The organism is Vibrio sp. SCSIO 43140 (genome assembly GCF_023716585.1).
Classification (GTDB): Bacteria; Pseudomonadota; Gammaproteobacteria; order Enterobacterales; family Vibrionaceae; genus Vibrio; species Vibrio maritimus_B.
This window is the reverse complement of the sequence record NZ_CP071850.1, coordinates 3,661,721-3,678,650: the sequence shown is the minus strand read 5'-3', so window position 1 is coordinate 3,678,650 and position 16,930 is coordinate 3,661,721. Positions and strand designations below refer to the sequence as shown.

The following is a 16,930-nucleotide window of genomic DNA, read 5'->3' as shown; positions in this document are numbered from 1 at the left end:
ATATACTAAAAACTTAACTCAACATTATTAGGTAATACCAGTGAAATTTAGTGCTGTCATTCTCGCTGCGGGGAAAGGAACCCGTATGTATTCAAATAAACCCAAAGTCCTCCATGAACTAGCGAAGAAACCAATGGTCAAGCATGTGATTGATACTTGCAAATCTTTAGATGCTAAAGGACTTCATTTGGTTTATGGCCATGGGGGTAACCAGATGAAAGCAGCTCTAGCGAGTGATGACTTAGTTTGGGTAGAGCAATCTGAACAGCTCGGGACAGGGCATGCCGTCGCGCAGGCTGCTCCTCACTTATCTGATGACGAAAAAATTCTTGTTCTGTATGGCGATGTGCCATTGATATCAGAACAAACGATACAAAACCTTGTCGATGCTTACCCCAAAGGAGGCATCGCATTGTTAACTGTGATGCTTGATGACCCGACTGGCTACGGACGCATAGTACGCAAGAATGGCCCTGTAGTTGCTATCGTAGAGCAAAAAGACGCGTCTGAGGAGCAAAAGCTCATTAAGGAAGTGAATACGGGGGTAATGGTAGCCTCAGGAAAGGACTTCAAGCGCTGGCTTTCAGGTTTGAGTAACGACAATGCCCAGGGTGAGTACTATCTAACCGACGTCATTGCAGCAGCGCACGATGAAGGCTGTGCTGTAGAGACTGTTCATCCAAAAAGCCCAATAGAATTTGAGGGTGTGAATAACCGTGCTCAGCTAGCTAGATTAGAAAGAGCATTCCAAAATGCGCAAGCTCAACGTCTTTTAGAAAAAGGTGTCATGCTAAGAGATCCAAGTCGCTTTGACTTAAGAGGTGAACTTGAGACCGGTATGGATGTTGAACTTGATATAAATGTTATTGTTGAAGGCAAAGTAAAGCTTGGTAGTAACGTCAAAGTGGGTGCTGGAGTAGTGCTTAAAGATTGTGAAATAGCTGAAGGTACCGTTGTTCGACCACACTCGATTATTGAGCAAGCTAGCGTCGGCGCTCATTGCACTATCGGTCCATTTGCTCGATTACGACCGGGCACTGCAATGGCAAATGATTCGCATGTCGGCAACTTTGTTGAGCTTAAGAACACAAAAATTGGTGAAGGCTCCAAAGCGAATCATTTAACTTACTTAGGTGATAGTGAAATCAGTAATGGAACCAATATAGGTGCCGGCACTATTACTTGCAATTATGATGGCGCCAATAAGTTTAAGACAATTATTGAAGACAATGTATTTGTCGGTTCTGATACACAGCTGATTGCACCTGTAACGGTTAAGTCAGGTGCAACGATTGGTGCAGGGAGCACTATCACCAAAGATGTAGAAAATGACGAGTTGGTGCTTACACGTGCACAACTTACCATCAAGCAAGACTGGGTTCGTCCAGTAAAACAGTAATCAAAAACAGAAAGATAACACTATGCAACGTAAATACTTTGGCACTGATGGCGTACGAGGAAAAGTAGGTACTTTTCCAATTACCCCTGATTTTGCATTGAAGCTTGGCTGGGCTGCGGGACGAGTACTGTCTCGCATGGGGACTAAAAAAGTCATTATCGGTAAAGACACTCGTATCTCTGGCTATATGTTGGAATCCTCTTTGGAAGCGGGGTTATCGGCTGCAGGTATCAGCGCGGTAATGTGTGGTCCAATTCCGACGCCTGCTGTCGCGTATCTAACAAAAACATTTCGCGCAGAAGCGGGTATCGTGATCAGCGCCTCGCACAACCCATATTACGACAATGGGATTAAGTTTTTCTCAGCGTCGGGTGAGAAACTGCCTGATGAAGTTGAGCTTGCGATTGAAGCTGAGCTTGACAAAGAGATTGAGTGCGTTGAGTCAGACCAACTTGGCCGAGCGACTCGGATGGATGATGCTGCTGGCCGTTATATCGAGTTTTGTAAAGGCACCTTTGCAGCATCTGAAACACTGACGGGTCTAAAAGTGGTAGTCGATAGTGCAAACGGCGCTGCTTACCATATTGCACCGAATGTCTTTGCTGAGCTTGGTGCAGAAGTGGTTTCGATTGGTGACAAGCCAAATGGCATAAACATCAATGAAAAATGCGGCGCAACTGATTTGAAATTGCTTCAAACGAAAGTGTTGGAAGAAAAAGCAGATATTGGTATCGCTTTAGATGGTGATAGTGACCGTATCATGCTGGTGGATGAGCATGGTGAAGCTATCGATGGTGACCAAATCCTGTATGTATTAGCAAAACAGGCATTAAAAGAGGGGCGCCTGAACGGTGGTGTGGTCGGTACTCTCATGTCAAACATGGGATTAGAGTTGGCGCTACAAAATTTAGGCATTCCCTTTGTTCGCGCAAAAGTAGGTGATCGCTATGTTATGGAGCAGTTGCTAGAGCGCGATTGGTGGCTTGGCGGTGAAAACTCAGGTCATGTAATTTGCCGTGATAAGGTGACCACGGGTGATGCAATTGTTGCAGCACTACAAGTACTTTGCGTTGTTAAGCAAACTGGCTTGACGATTACTGAGTTAGCCTCAGATATGCCAATGCTGCCACAAGTACTGATCAATGTGCGCTTTGTTGATGGTACTGACCCGCTAAACTCTGATGATGTGCTCGATGCTGTGCACCAAGCGGAAAAAGCGCTTGGCGCTCACACCTCTGAGGCGAAAGGGCGCGTTTTATTGAGGAAGTCGGGGACTGAACCTCTTATTCGTGTAATGGTTGAGGCTAAATCAGAGACAGATGCGCATCACTGGGCTAGTGCGATCGCAAAAGCGATTGAGCAGTTTGATGGTGTGGCAGCGTAAACCTTCTGGGAAGATTCATGAATATGTCAGTGTTTAAAGGGCGGGACGGCATACTCAGATAGAGAGGTTGGTTAAAAATTTTGAGTTTACCGGTTTGTCGAATTCTCGCAATTTTCTAGTCACCATCCAACTCAATGATTTTTTGGTGATTAGCCTGTCGGTTAGACGCGATGCTTATGATTTTTCCGTGAATTACAGATTTAATGGAAATGGGCAATGGATGAGATCCATTGCCCATTTTTTTATGCCATTAGAAATCGCGAATTAAATATAAGCGCATCATAACCCCCAAATTCTAATTATCTGGAACGAATAAAAGAAAATACAGGACACCATATATTTTTGACGTCCTTCCAACACCCTGCCAGGCTTACTCTATCTGTTTGGATTTTGTTCACTTTGGCGACTAGGATGCCGTAGGCTTACTCATGTCAGCGCCGATGTAAAAATGACCTACTAACGTCAATTTAAAATTGACCCATCTGAGGCAAACTATCCGTTCGTAACATGGACAAAGCTGCAGATTATGATCAATCAGGAGTAACTAGTGGAAATACACTTTTAACTCAGCGCTGACATCTCCAAGGAAAGCATGCTTCTCGAGCGATTGAACATGAGTACTGATGGGTGGCTGCGACTATCCGAGAGCTTTGGAAGTAAGTTTCGTTGGGCAGTTGGTACTGTCTGGGAGCTTGGATTATACGCGATTCACACTAGCAGGGCTTGGGTGTCGGGTTAAAGGCAGGTGTTAGGAAAGCTTTGATATCGAGTGAGTCATTTGCTCATATCGAAACTTATGGTCTTAAGCTTCAATACTATTGAGTCTGTCACCCAGTAGGTTTGAGCGTTGATATGTTAGCGCGAATGCCCGAAGCATAGCGCATCTGAGACCTCGACCTTTAACTTAAGAAGAGTCAAAGGCCGATTGACAGGGGCGGGTTTACTTAGACTCGGCGGCCTCAGCTCCTACGTCTTGTCCCAGCTTGTTGCGCACAAAGCGAGTAATACGCCAGATATACGACAGACACAACGCATACCCGATAAAACACGCAATAAACCCATAAAACATAATGGGCTCTGGAATCTGTGCCATCTCACCATATAAACCAAATCCAGTCAGCGCCGAAGCAAGCACACAAATCGCCAGCAGCGTTTGTCTCGAGCTAAGCCCCAAACGCTGACAAATATGATGCAGGTGTTCACGGTCTGGTTTAAACGGCGAATCACCACGACGAACACGACGAATCATGATCGCCGCCATATCCATTAACGGTAGCGCAATCAACCAAAGTGCTGTTACCGGCCTCATAATCGCGCCCGACTCATCCTGGCTTCCGCTAAGAAGCAGCCAAATGACGGTAAAACCAATCATCATGCTCCCTGCATCACCCATAAACACTTTACGCTTGCGTCCTAATAAACCTAGGTTCATACCGATATACGGCAGCGCCGCTGCAATAAAGATAAGACAAAGCAAACCCAGGCCCGAGTGCCCGTCTTGATAAAGAAGAAATGCTAAAGCACCGAAAGATACAATCGACAACCCGCCAAGTAGCCCGTCAATCCCGTCCACCATATTGAACGCATTGATTGCGCCAATCACGCCTAACACAGTAATCAATACCGCGAAACCACCAAGCTCGGTGTGGCCCAAGCCAAACATGTTCCCTAGTGTATGCAGTTCTAGCTCTGCAAAATGCATCATAGCAAGTGAAAGCAGCGCTTGGCATAACATGCGAGACTTAAAACTAATATCGTATTTGTCATCAACTGCCCCTAATGCGGTGAGGGTACAGATTGAAAACAAGAATAGGCCTGCATGATCAAGGTCTATATCAAACGCGAGTACTGTAATGGTCACGGTGATACATATTGAGATACCACCGACCAATGGTACTGCGCCTTGATGGTGTTTTCTTGCATTTGGTTTGTCAACAAGACCAATAACTTTAGCCAGTTGTCTTGCAAAAAATAACGTGATGAAGGCGGTGACCGCCACAAAGCCGAGGAGTAAAGTCATGTATCCTACTGAGTAACATTTTTTATGTAATTAGAATTTGTTGGGTTCTTTTTTTGTGACCCATCGCTTAATGTTACTGGAGTTTTGGTCGCATATGAAGGTGGGCCTGCATATATTTTTTCTATATCACTTCGATTTTCAGATAATAATGACCAATATCACGAATTGTGCATCTATATTCACATTGTGTTACTCATCGGTCATCAACCTGCAGAGGCTTCTTGAGGCTGATTTCGTCTCATTAGGCGAATATAGGCGGTAAGGCGGAAGATCTTTGAAAGGCTCCAATAGTAGCCACCAAATAACGCCAAAAACAGATAGAACATGGTGGAGTCTTGGGCGTCAACTAACTCGCCTATGATGCCAAGTGAAGCAAATAATGTAGCGATAGCTGTGATGATAAAGAGGGTCTGTTTGGAGTTAAATCCAACGCGCTGAAAAATATGGTGGAGATGCCCTCTGTCTGGTGTCATTGGTGATTGGCCTTTTTTGATGCGCCTAACCATAATAGCCACCATGTCCATAAGCGGAACGGCAATCAGCCATAGTGCTGTCACAGGGCGCACGGAGTCATCAATGGTTGAGATGATGGATGATTCCGCTTGTTGGGTTAGGGTGAAGAGTAGCCATACTACTACAAAGCCAATCATCATACTGCCTGCATCGCCCATAAAGAGTCGATACTTGTTGCCGAGTAGGCCCAAGTTAAAGACAAGGTAGGGACCAATAGCGCAAAGTAGTAGTGAACACAGTTGTAAGTGCGCTATATCACCTTGTAGAGCAAATAATAGACAAAGCGCGAGGAGTGTGACACTTGCTAAACTGCCAAGCAGACCATCAATACCATCTACCATATTAAAGGCATTGATAGCGCCGATAACGGCAATGATCGTTAGAGGCAGCGATAGCCAATCAAAGGTGACATAACCAAAGCCAAAGGCACCGCCAAAAGTTACTAGCTGAACGTCTGCAATTAGAGCAATGAGAGTGGCTATAAAGGCCTGTACGATCAGACGACTACGGCAACTTAGGTCGTAGCGGTCGTCGAGGACGCCAAGGAGTACTAATCCTGCGACTGACGCCACAAATAGGCTCTGAAAGGGAATGAGTTCGGGTATGAGTATTAGCGCGGTGCAAAATGATACTGCAATGGAGACGCCGCCTACGAGGGGGATCTGTCCTTTGTGACGTTTACGCGAATCTGGGTTGTCTACCAAGCCTAGAGTAGGCGCGAGTTTATGCGCGATGAGCAATACTGCAAACGTGCTCATCACTACACTGATCATTTGCCAAGCCATAACTATTCCAACTGTTTTTGCTGCTAATTCGCGGCCAACGATTGTTGTGTTTTATTGTTTAAGCCGAACACTGTCCTTAGAAACCCGGTCATTATGTTTGTTAGTACTCGGGTTGGTAGGGCGATTTGTGGTGGTCGCGATTCCTGTTTAACTAGGTTATGACGATCACATAAATATGCAAATGGGTGAGATGGAGGAATACTGTAGAGTGATGATTCTAACTGGTTGAAAATTATACGGTTGGGTGACGGTAAAAGTGGCTAGGTTAATTTTATTGCATTTTTGTTTGTTGTGATCGTTATCACAAGGGATATGAGTGTGGTTGTGTAGTGGGCTGGTGGTTGGATTTTTAGTTGGTCACGCGCGGTTGGAGATCCTCACTTTCGTGAGGATGACGGGGAAGTGAGGGTGGCGGGGGGAAACGAAGATTACGGGCGTTGGGTTGGGATGACGGACGTTGGGTGAGGGTATCTAGTAATGGGCGGGGGCGACAGTTGGGAGGTTTGGTGTGTTTCAGGTTCTGTCATTCTCGTGAAGACGAGAATCTTGTGAGGCGAGTGGTGTGGTTTGTTGGTGGACGTGGGTGAGTCACTTGTGGGGGGAGATCCTCACTTTCGTGAGGATGACAGGGAAGTGAGGGTTACGGAGGGAAGCGAAGATTACGGGCATTGGGTTAGGATGACGGATGTTGAGTGATGGTATCTAGTAATGGGCGGGGGTGACAAATGGGAGGCTTGGTGTGTTTTAGGTTCCGTCATTCTCGTGAAGACGAGAATCTTGTGAGGCGAGTGGTGGGGTTTGTCGGTGGACGTGGGTGAGTCACTTGTGGGGGGAGATCCTCACTTTCGTGAGGATGACGGGGGAAGTGAGGGTGGGGAATTTAAAGTAGAGAGTTATCTTTATTTTCAATGTTGCGTGTGTGTAAGCACTAACCTTTGAGTGCATCTTGCCTCGCAAATACAGGCTTCTTAAACGCAAATAACCAAGAAGCTTCGTATGCTCGATGGTTTTTATGAGCAATAAGGGGGCCGCATGTTATTTATCACTAACCGAATTCCTATCCAGTTAGCACGTTCTAAAAAGAATCGCGCTATCTCATTTGATACTCAAAATACCGACATTTCAAAATGGCTCTATTTCTGTGAGCGACGTGGTGAGGGTGATTATGTTGAGATTCTCTCTTCCACGTTATTCGCAAGACTTAAGGCTTTACCAGAACAAACTCAGCTGCTTTTTTATCTACACGGCTTTAATAACAATATGGAGCCAGAGGTGTTTGAGCGTAGTGCCAGGTTGCAGGCGTTACTGGATAAACAGCAACCCGGTCTGGCGCTCGTGATACCGATTATCTGGCCTTGTGATGATGACCATGTTGTCGCGATTGCGGATGATTATTGGGATGATCAAAAGGCAGCGGAGCATTCTGGCGTGGCGTTTGCGCGGTTGTTTTACAAGTTTGATCTGTGGCGTCGAGAGGCTACGCAGCAGCAGTTTCCGTGTTTAAAGCGGATGAATGTTTTAGCGCACTCGATGGGAAATCGGGTGCTGAAAAGTGCCATGTCATCATGGGTGAAAGATGAACGCCTTGGTGGTATGCCTCTTCTGTTTCGAAACGTGTTTATGGTCGCGGCTGATGTGGAGAATCATTGCTTAGAAGAAGGTGAAGATGGGCGGCATATTGTTGATTCGGCGAAAAATGTGTTGGTGTTTTATGCCAGTGATGATCTCGCCATGTCTGCTTCAAAAGTCGCCAACCTTAAAAATATGACTGCATCGCGCCGTCTTGGGATGACTGGCCCTGAGCAGCTCAGTGTCTTGCCAAAAAACGTGTATGAGTTTGATTGTGATTGTTTCAATCAGCGTTTTGATTATCCCGTTGGACACAGTTACTTCTTGGTGAACAGCGAAGGAGAAGTGAGCCCAGTTATTTCGCAGATGGTGAGCGCAATGAAAAGTGGTGTCGTTGAGGGAGAGCGAAGTCAGGCATTGCGTGTGGTTGAATCAACGAGCTGAGGTAATGTTATGCGAAAGGCAAGTAAACAGATATCACTGACCGATGATGTTCATGTCACACACCATGGTGGTAAAAATTCCGTCACTGGATCGTGTCATGAATTGACTATCCATGGTGATGGGCTGCTAATTGATTGTGGTTTGTTTCAAGGAAATGATGCAGTAAATAAGTCGCTAGAGATAGAGTTTAAGATCTCACACATTTGTGCGTTAGTGCTTACTCACGCTCATATTGACCATATAGGACGACTACCTTGGCTGCTCGCTAAAGGGTTCCAAGGTCCGATCTATTGCACATACGCGACAGCGCACTTAGTGCCGCTTATGCTTGATGACGGATTAAGGTTGCAGCTAGATTTAACCCGTGTTCAGCGAAGTCGCATTCTAGAGCGAATTAAACGCCAGCTTCAACCCGCCGAGTATGGCTCTTGGGTGCCGATAAAGTCTCAACAGCAAAGTTATTTCACTTACATTCGTTTTAGCCCCGCGGGGCACATCTTGGGGAGTGCGTACGTTGAAGTTAAGCTGCCCACTCAAGAAATAGCGGTGTTTTCTGGTGACCTTGGTCCTAAGAATACGCCGCTACTGCCAGACCCTCTGCCCCCAAAGCGGGCCGATTACCTTTTTATCGAAACCACTTATGGCAACAAGCAGCATGAAAGCGTTGAGGCAAGAAGTGAGCGACTGCTCACTATTATAATGAAGAGCCTGCAAAATGGCGGGACTATTATTATTCCTGCCTTCAGTGTCGGCCGAACTCAAGAGCTGCTGTATGACATCGAATCTCTGCTGTATCAAAAGCAGTTATCAGATTCGCTCCCTATCATTGTTGATTCCCCCATGGCTGCCAAGATAACGAAAGCCTATCGCCAGTATCGTAAGTTGTGGACCGCTGAGGCGAAAGGTAAACGTGATGCAGGGCGCTATCCGCTTGGGTTTCGTCAGTGCGTGGTCATCGATAGTCATAAAGAGCACATAGCGCTGGTGAATCGTCTCGCGTCGACCGGTGAGCCTGCCATTGTGATTGCTGCATCGGGTATGTGTATGGGCGGGCGTGTGATGGACTACTTAAAAGCTCTGCTACCGGATTCTCGTAGCGACGTGATCTTTACTGGTTATCAAGTGAAAGGAACTCTAGGAAGGCAGTTACAGAAAAAAGTGAAACGTGTTGAGATCGATAATCAAAGTGTTGCTGTGCAAGCTTGCATACATACTATGTCGGGGTACTCAGCGCATGCCGATCAGCAGGATTTGATGAGCTACATAACGGGGTGTAAAGACCAATTGAAGCAGCTTCATCTTATTCATGGAGAAAAGGACGCGAAAGAGGCTCTGGTAGAGTGTATTTCCCCCTATCTTGAGCCGCCTACTCGCATTGTTTACTAGTGTGTGAATGCTAACGATTAATTACTGAACGAAATTGTTAATGCACGATTTAGTCAGGCATAGAGCGGCGCATGTCGTCCGACTTTTTGAAAAACCAAAATGAACCGATACAAAAGAAAAGTGCACCAAGCGATGCCAAAATGAGTTGGATATTATCGGTGGTTAATAGTGCGCCAATCGCCACCATTGCGATTGCAATCACAGCCAGTTCAAGAACGCGACCCGCGCCTTTGTTTTTATGACGAAACGACGCATAACGAAGGGTTAGAGCAAATGCCATTGAAGATAAACTCCCAGTGTTAGTTGCTACTCACTTCTTCTGAGCAATGCCCAGCCAGAGAGTGATAAAATTTAACAGGTGATGCTAATAGAGTACGGCAGCGCCCTTGGTTTCATTAATCCAGTTTTCGAAAAGTGGAATCGACTTCTAAATAATAAGGTTATCAATTAGAGTTGGCGCACAAAATTTGAGCGACCAAGAGAGTGTAAAGATAGATTGCACTTGAGCCCTACATGATACTCTCGCTCATCCTATCCTCTTGGAATGCCAGAGCCTATACTAAGGTTTATTAATCATAAATGTTCGCGCACTGCGGTTAACTCAGGTACAATTCACCCACTTTTATCTGGGGCTAAAATGCCCTAAATCATTGCTAAACTTTGCTTTTGAGGGTGTGACTCAAGGGCGGTAGCGTTCCAAATTCAAGGGAAGTGTATGAAAATATTAGTGACTGGTGGTGCTGGCTTTATTGGTAGCTCAGTAATTCGTCATATCTTGAATGACACATCTGACAGCGTCGTTAATGTGGATGTGCTGACCTATGCAGGTAACTTAGAGTCGTTACCGGGCGCACAACAGTCAGAGCGTTATGCGTTTGAGCAAGTTGATATCTGTGATTTTGGTGCGCTTGAAGCCGTGTTTCAAAAACATCAACCTGATGCGGTAATGCACTTAGCGGCAGAATCTCATGTAGATCGCTCAATTGATGGCCCTGCGGCATTTATTCAAACCAATCTCGTTGGCACGTTTAACATGCTTGAGGTTGCACGTCAGTACTGGAAAACACTCGATACCGCCAAGCAAGCGGCGTTCCGCTTCCACCATATTTCCACCGATGAGGTGTATGGTGATCTAGAGGGAACCGATGAGCTCTTTACCGAAGAGACCTCCTACGATCCAAGTAGCCCATATTCTGCAAGTAAGGCAGGTTCAGATCATCTAGTCAGAGCTTGGGGGCGTACATACGGCTTCCCTGTATTGGTGACCAATTGCTCTAACAATTATGGTCCTTATCACTTTCCTGAAAAACTGATCCCACTGATGATCTTAAATGCGCTCGAGGGCAAAGCGCTGCCGGTATACGGTGACGGCTTGCAGATTCGTGATTGGTTGTTTGTAGAAGATCATGCGCGTGCACTCTATAAAGTGGTCACAGAAGGTAAGATTGGCGAGACGTACAATATTGGTGGTCATAATGAAAAGGCCAATATTGACGTTGTAAAAACGATTTGTGCTCTGCTTGAAGAGTTGGTGCCGAATAAACCACAAGGTGTCGCACAATACCAAGACCTGATTACTTATGTTACCGATCGTCCGGGACATGACGTTCGTTATGCTATCGATGCCTCAAAAATCGAGCGAGAGCTAGGTTGGGTACCTGCAGAGACTTTTGAATCTGGTATTCGAAAAACCGTAGAGTGGTACCTGAACAATCGAGAGTGGTGGACTCGAGTCCTCGATGGCTCATATTCTCGTGAACGACTGGGCACACAATAACAATCAAACTCCCTCTTACTATATTGCTCTGGATTTTGACGCTTGCTGAACCCAGAGTTTAAACCAAAACTGGAAATTCCCTCATGAAAGGTATTGTCCTCGCTGGTGGTTCTGGCACCCGTCTCTATCCGCTCACTCGCGGAACGTCTAAGCAGCTTCTGCCAATTTACGACAAACCCATGGTTTACTACCCGATATCCACATTAATGTTGGCGGGGATTCGTGACATTCTCATCATTACGACTCCAGAGGATCAGGCTGGCTTTCAGCGTTTGCTTGGTGACGGCTCTGACTATGGAATCAATCTTGAGTACAAAGTTCAGCCGAGCCCAGATGGCCTAGCTCAGGCGTTTATTATCGGTGAAGATTTTATTGGTGATGATTCTGTCTGTTTAGTGCTGGGTGACAACATTTATTACGGCCAATCGTTCGGGCAGCAGTTAAAGCGTGCGAGAGAGCTTACCTCTCAGGGCCTAGCAACAGTATTTGGCTATCAAGTGAAAGATCCTGAGCGCTTTGGTGTTGTAGAGTTTGATAGCGAAATGAAGGCGGTTTCGATTGAAGAGAAGCCAGAGCAGCCTAAATCAGACTATGCTGTCACCGGTTTGTATTTCTATGACAATCGCGTTGTCGATTGGGCGAGGCAGGTTAAGCCGTCTCATCGTGGAGAGTTAGAAATTACCACGCTAAATCAAATGTACCTCGAAGATGAGTCATTAAATGTGGAATTGCTTGGTCGTGGTTTTGCTTGGTTGGATACGGGGACTCATGAAAGTTTGCATGAGGCGTCATCGTTTGTGCAAACTATTGAAAATGTCCAAGGCCTAAAAGTCGCTTGCCTAGAAGAGATTGCCTGGCGCAACCAATGGTTATCTGATGAAGCATTACTGGAAATTGCCAAGCCTATGATGAAAAACGAGTATGGACAGTATTTAGCGCGTCTTGTTAACGATAAAACGAAAAAGGCCGATAAGTGAAGAAAGTACTGATTACGGGTTGTTATGGCCAGGTGGGTCATTGTTTGGCGAAAGTATTAGCTAAGCGCGATGATGTCAGTGTTATCGCCTACGATCGCGAACTGCTAGACATTACTGATGAGGACCAAGTCTCTTCCGTGCTTGCTGAGGTGGCTCCGAACGTCATTATCAACTGCGCAGCACATACTGCGGTCGACAAAGCAGAAACCGATATAGAAATGAGCTATGCCATCAACCGAGATGGTCCACGTTATCTCTCCCAGGCTGCCGAGTCTTTGGGAGCGTTGATGCTGCATATTTCAACCGATTATGTCTTTGATGGTAACAAATCTGAACCTTACCTAGAAACTGATACGCCGAACCCAAAAGGGGTGTACGGTCAAAGTAAGCTAGCTGGCGAAGAGGCTGTCATGGCAAATTGCTCTCGCTATGCGATTTTGCGTACCGCGTGGGTGTTTGGGGAACATGGCAATAACTTTGTAAAAACCATGCTTCGGTTGGGCAAAGACAGACCAGAGCTGGGTATTATCGGTGATCAATTTGGTGGCCCTACCTATGCGGGAGACATTGCCAAGGCGTTAGTCAATATAATGGATATGTTCACAGATAGTGAGCTGTCGGGCATCTACCATTTCTCTGGTACTCCGCATGTCAGCTGGTTTCAGTTTGCGAAAGCCATATTTGAGTCGGCCGACAAACATGGTGCATTGTTAAAGACGCCACAGGTTAATGAGATAACGGCAGACCAATATCCGTTGCCAGCACCAAGACCAGCCAACTCACGTTTGAACTGCGACAAGATCCAAAAGGTCTTTGCAGTAGAGCCGAGTGATTGGCAACACGCGTTAGATAATATTAAACACTACTGCTAGGTAATAGAGTATGAAAGTAATAGCAACGAGCATCCCAGATGTAAAGATTATTGAACCTCAAGTCTTTGGTGATGAGCGCGGTTTCTTTATGGAGACCTGGCAACAAAAGAAGTTTGAGGAGCTTGTCACCGGAGCGCCAGTAGAGTTTGTGCAAGACAACCACTCTAAATCAAGCAAAGGTATTTTGCGTGGTCTGCATTATCAAACTGAAAACACTCAAGGTAAGTTAGTGCGTGTCGTTTCAGGTGAGGTGTTTGATGTTGCTGTCGATGTTCGCACAGGTTCGCCGACGTTTGGTCAGTGGGTTGGAGTCTATTTATCGGCAGAGAATAAACGTCAGTTGTGGGTACCAGAAGGGTTTGCTCATGGGTTTTATGTGACCAGTGATGAAGCGGAATTTGTTTATAAGTGTACTGATTACTACAACCCATCTGCTGAGCACTCGATCAAGTGGAATGATCCAGAAATTGGGGTTGAGTGGCCAGTTAATGTAGAACCTAAGCTATCTCAAAAGGATGAAAATGGGTTACTGCTCAGTAAGTCCGTTCCTTTACCGTATCGGGCGTAACAAGATCAAGTTTAGCGTTGTGTGATATGTATTCGTTTTGTAGTTTTATTGTTTGAGGTGGATTAATTGACAGTCTTATATTTGCCAGTTGAGGTTAAGAAAAGAGAGTACAAATCTAGGTTGGCAGTAGGTCTTGCTTGTTTACGAGACGACATTAATGGTGTCTTTATTGGTCGAGACCAAGAGATTATCACAAGAGCTTTACACACCCCTGGAATAATACTACTAAAAAGTGCTGCATCATTTGAAAGCCGATTAGTTGGAGAGCTAAAACAGAAAGGTAATATCGTACTCTCGCTTGACGAGGAGGGTGTGTTGCCTCCATTGAACGATCCGTCAGTGAACTCTAGGTTTTCTTCCAAACTGTTGGACATGTTAGACCGCATTTTCATTAATGGACCGCTCGAATTAAAGGCCATGCCGGAAGAGTTTCGGAGCTCGCCTAAGCTTGTCTATACAGGAAACCCCCGATTTGATTTTTACAAGAGCTATACGAGTTCACTCTATACTGAAAGCTTAGCAAAAATTAACGAATTGGTAGCAGGCAAGAAAATCATACTAATAGTATCTAGGTTTGGAGATGTTAACCCAGCCAAAGGCCTTGATTACTTGAAGCTTCTACGTGACAGTGGCTATATTGATGATGATGAGTCAGAAAAGTTCTTCTATGGATTTTATGATCATTCGAAGTTGATATTTGATGCGTTATTAGATGTACCTAAAACATTGTCTGAAAATTTGGACGATCATATTGTGGTCATCAGACCTCATCCATCTGAGGGGCATGAACTTTGGCAAGAATTAACGAGTGATATGGAGAATGTCATTGTTAATTCTGAATTTGAGATCGCGTCATGGCTACATGCTTGCGAAGTTATGATTCATAACGGCTGCACGACCGCTATTGAAGCGACGGCGATTGGTAAGCCAGTGATCAGTTTTGTTCCCGTAGAAAATGATACGTTTGATCTGATCTATGCCAATAATATTGGTGCCAAAGTCAAAAATGCGTCTGAGATTATTGATTTTCTAGATGGCGATCGTAATTTATATGATGATTATCAAAGGCTTAGTCGACTTAATGAAGTAGTGTTCTTCTCGGATGAAGAGTGCGCTTTTAATATTCTCTCAAGAGAAATACTGGAGTTGGCAAAATCTAACTCTAAAAGGGGGACTGTCAATGATAAGGTATCCTTTGACTTTAAAGAATTAATACGCTTCTATTTGCATAAAACAAACCTCAGAGAGTATTATCACCGTACTAAGTTTAATGCCCTATCAAAGAGAGAGGTGAGCGAAAATATTCAGGAGCTTAAAGAACTATTTGGCTTCGAAAGTGTTAACGTTAAGAAAGTAGGAATTGATTCTTATCTACTCACAAAAAAGTAAACAATGAATAAGAAAAATACGCTGTACTACATGCTTGGTGAGATGATAGCAAAAGTAGTCCCCTTTGCTTTTATGCCATATTTGACTCGCCAACTTGGTGCTGATGGGTATGGTGAGTTAGCGCTTTATCACGCATGGAGTGCGCTGGCTTTAGTATTTATCTCTTATGCTCAGGAAGCTGCGATAATAAGATACATTTTTTATTACGGCAAGAGAGGGTTAAAGCATCTATTAAGCGTAGGGTACATTTACATTGCTTTAATGACCGTTATTCTGTCAAGCGTAGCATTTATACTGAATGATGACTTTTTACTTTATGTCGTATTATGCTCTAGCTCACAAGCATTTTTGAAAGTACGTTTAACCGAGATGCAGGGCTTGCAACGGGCAAGAGACTACATGCTAGTCCAAGTATCATTTAGCTTATTTTCCGTGATTGTTACCTTGGTACTGTTTGAGCTTTTCGCTCAAAATCCAGAAGTGCGAGTGTTAGCCATTATACTCGCAAATATGTTGTCACTATTCTTTAGCTTTGCATTGTCGCGTAAAATATGTAGTTCAAATAGAACGTCGAAAAAAAGTCGCTTATCATTAAGAAAGGCTTTTGTTTATGTAAATTATATAGTTGTTTTTTGTTCTCCTTTAATTCTGAATAATTTATCTTCTTTTATTAAAGGGCAGTTCGATAGAGTGTTGCTTTCCGGAAGTTACAATAGTGCTGAGCTAGGTGTATACTCAGTAGGCTATCAATTTGCTTCAATTCTATTGGTGTTAATAATCGCTGGCTACCGAGCGTATGAGCCATATATATATGGTCTTTTAAAGAAGAGTAGCTTTGATTTTCATTCGTTTAGGAAGAGGAGCTTACAATACGCTCCTTTGTGCTTTTTGCCATTTTTATTATCACTTGTTCTATCTGAAGATTTTTATACTTTCATCATTGGTGAGGGGTATGCCGGGGTTCCTGGTTACGTGTCGTTATTCCTTTTTGCTTTCGGTGTGAATGCAATATACTTCTCGTACGTACCCTTCCTGAGCTACTTTGGCAAAACTAAAGTGCTGATGACCATTAATGTCTTGTCAATGATAGTATATGTGTTGTTACTGTTTGCATTGACTAATATAAGTATTTTGTATGTTCCGTACGCAACGATCATAGCAAACGTTGTTATGGCTATTTACGTGATTAAGGAGTCAAATAAAGTGGTAATGTCTAATGTCTAATTATTCACTCTTTAAAACAATCGCACAAGATATGGCTTTCTCAGCGAATAAGTTGACTGTTAAAGAAAAGAAACTGAGTGTTAAAATGGCCTTTCTAATGCTCATTTCTCCCGAATTTAGGGTAGTAATGAGCTATCGTATCAATTCATATCTTTATCGTGCTGGCTTTGAGCGACTATCCACAGTGTTGTATTGTTTTTCGAAGAAAAAATATAGTACTGACATACACCCAAAGGCTCAAATAGGGGTACCCTTCAAGCTGGGTCATCATATGGGCATTGTGATCGGTCCAGAGGTGACGATAGGAGATGGTTGCTATTTCCTTAACAGCGTGTCTCTTGGTAATGCAAATGTAGGCGGACAAGACGTAATGCCAACGGTTGGTGATGAGGTGATTGTCGGTGTGGGGGCTCGTATTCTTGGTGGGGTAAGTATCGGAAATGGCAGTATAATTGGTGCTAACAGTGTTGTAAGAAGTGATATCCCAGCAGATGAAATATGGGCTGGCATACCAGCAAAAAAAATCCGATCTAAGTCGTAAATTATCGAGATAAAAATTAACTCTCACCTGTATGTTTGGCCCGACGATTCCAATCATGCAGTAATAAGTAAATCAAGCCAGG

14 protein-coding genes are annotated in these 16,930 nt (G+C 44.5%); 11 read left to right on the top strand and 3 right to left on the bottom strand.

Annotated elements, in window-relative coordinates; translation table 11 throughout:
- Positions 1-40 precede the first annotated feature (40 nt).
- Both glmU and glmM read left to right on the top strand, forming a co-directional pair.
- Complete coding sequence (glmU, locus tag J4N45_RS17500; protein WP_252012786.1) at positions 41-1,399, top strand: bifunctional UDP-N-acetylglucosamine diphosphorylase/glucosamine-1-phosphate N-acetyltransferase GlmU; 1,359 nt, start codon at positions 41-43, stop codon at positions 1,397-1,399.
- 22 nt (positions 1,400-1,421) lie between these two features.
- The gene (gene glmM, locus J4N45_RS17495) at positions 1,422-2,783 is read left to right on the top strand and encodes a phosphoglucosamine mutase (RefSeq protein WP_252012783.1); all 1,362 of its coding nucleotides are present in this window, start codon (positions 1,422-1,424) and stop codon (positions 2,781-2,783) included.
- Between the two features lie 940 nt (positions 2,784-3,723).
- Here the strand turns inward: glmM and wecA (J4N45_RS17490) are convergent.
- Both wecA (J4N45_RS17490) and wecA (J4N45_RS17485) read right to left on the bottom strand, forming a co-directional pair.
- Positions 3,724-4,803: a UDP-N-acetylglucosamine--undecaprenyl-phosphate N-acetylglucosaminephosphotransferase gene (wecA, locus tag J4N45_RS17490; RefSeq protein ID WP_252012781.1), complete on the bottom strand. Its 1,080-nt coding sequence runs from the start codon at positions 4,801-4,803 to the stop codon at positions 3,724-3,726.
- A gap of 203 nt (positions 4,804-5,006) precedes the next feature.
- A complete protein-coding gene (gene wecA / locus J4N45_RS17485; protein ID WP_252012779.1) occupies positions 5,007-6,101 on the bottom strand; it encodes a UDP-N-acetylglucosamine--undecaprenyl-phosphate N-acetylglucosaminephosphotransferase in 1,095 nt (364 codons plus the stop codon).
- A gap of 1,032 nt (positions 6,102-7,133) precedes the next feature.
- Here wecA (J4N45_RS17485) and J4N45_RS17480 point away from each other — a divergent pair.
- Together J4N45_RS17480 and J4N45_RS17475 are read left to right on the top strand one after the other, a co-directional pair.
- Complete coding sequence (locus J4N45_RS17480) at positions 7,134-8,114, top strand: alpha/beta hydrolase (RefSeq protein ID WP_252012777.1); 981 nt, start codon at positions 7,134-7,136, stop codon at positions 8,112-8,114.
- Between the two features lie 9 nt (positions 8,115-8,123).
- Complete coding sequence (locus J4N45_RS17475; protein ID WP_252012775.1) at positions 8,124-9,500, top strand: MBL fold metallo-hydrolase RNA specificity domain-containing protein; 1,377 nt, start codon at positions 8,124-8,126, stop codon at positions 9,498-9,500.
- Positions 9,501-9,549: 49 nt separating this feature from the next.
- Here J4N45_RS17475 and J4N45_RS17470 read toward each other — a convergent pair whose 3' ends face one another.
- Positions 9,550-9,780 carry a hypothetical protein gene (locus J4N45_RS17470; protein WP_252012773.1) on the bottom strand — a complete coding sequence of 77 codons (231 nt, stop codon included), beginning with the start codon at positions 9,778-9,780 and terminating at the stop codon, positions 9,550-9,552.
- A 435-nt stretch (positions 9,781-10,215) separates the two neighbouring features.
- On the opposite strand from J4N45_RS17470, the gene rfbB reads away from it, so the two are divergent.
- From rfbB to J4N45_RS17435, 7 genes are all read left to right on the top strand, one after another.
- Entirely contained in the window at positions 10,216-11,277 is a 1,062-nt protein-coding gene (gene rfbB, locus J4N45_RS17465) for a dTDP-glucose 4,6-dehydratase (protein ID WP_252012771.1), read from the top strand.
- A gap of 83 nt (positions 11,278-11,360) precedes the next feature.
- Positions 11,361-12,254: a glucose-1-phosphate thymidylyltransferase RfbA gene (gene rfbA / locus J4N45_RS17460; RefSeq protein WP_252012769.1), complete on the top strand. Its 894-nt coding sequence runs from the start codon at positions 11,361-11,363 to the stop codon at positions 12,252-12,254.
- Positions 12,251-13,126 (top strand): dTDP-4-dehydrorhamnose reductase, encoded by an 876-nt coding sequence (gene rfbD, locus J4N45_RS17455; RefSeq protein ID WP_252012767.1) that lies wholly within the window; start codon positions 12,251-12,253, stop codon positions 13,124-13,126. The genes rfbA and rfbD overlap by 4 nt, the downstream gene beginning before the upstream one ends.
- Positions 13,127-13,136: 10 nt before the next feature.
- Entirely contained in the window at positions 13,137-13,694 is a 558-nt protein-coding gene (rfbC, locus tag J4N45_RS17450) for a dTDP-4-dehydrorhamnose 3,5-epimerase (protein ID WP_252012765.1), read from the top strand.
- 66 nt (positions 13,695-13,760) lie between these two features.
- Positions 13,761-15,083 (top strand): surface carbohydrate biosynthesis protein, encoded by a 1,323-nt coding sequence (locus J4N45_RS17445; protein ID WP_252012755.1) that lies wholly within the window; start codon positions 13,761-13,763, stop codon positions 15,081-15,083.
- 3 nt (positions 15,084-15,086) lie between these two features.
- Entirely contained in the window at positions 15,087-16,307 is a 1,221-nt protein-coding gene (locus J4N45_RS17440) for an oligosaccharide flippase family protein (protein ID WP_252012753.1), read from the top strand.
- The gene (locus tag J4N45_RS17435) at positions 16,300-16,848 is read left to right on the top strand and encodes a serine O-acetyltransferase (RefSeq protein ID WP_252012751.1); all 549 of its coding nucleotides are present in this window, start codon (positions 16,300-16,302) and stop codon (positions 16,846-16,848) included. Before J4N45_RS17440 ends, J4N45_RS17435 begins: the two co-directional genes overlap by 8 nt.
- Positions 16,849-16,930: the final 82 nt, after the last annotated feature.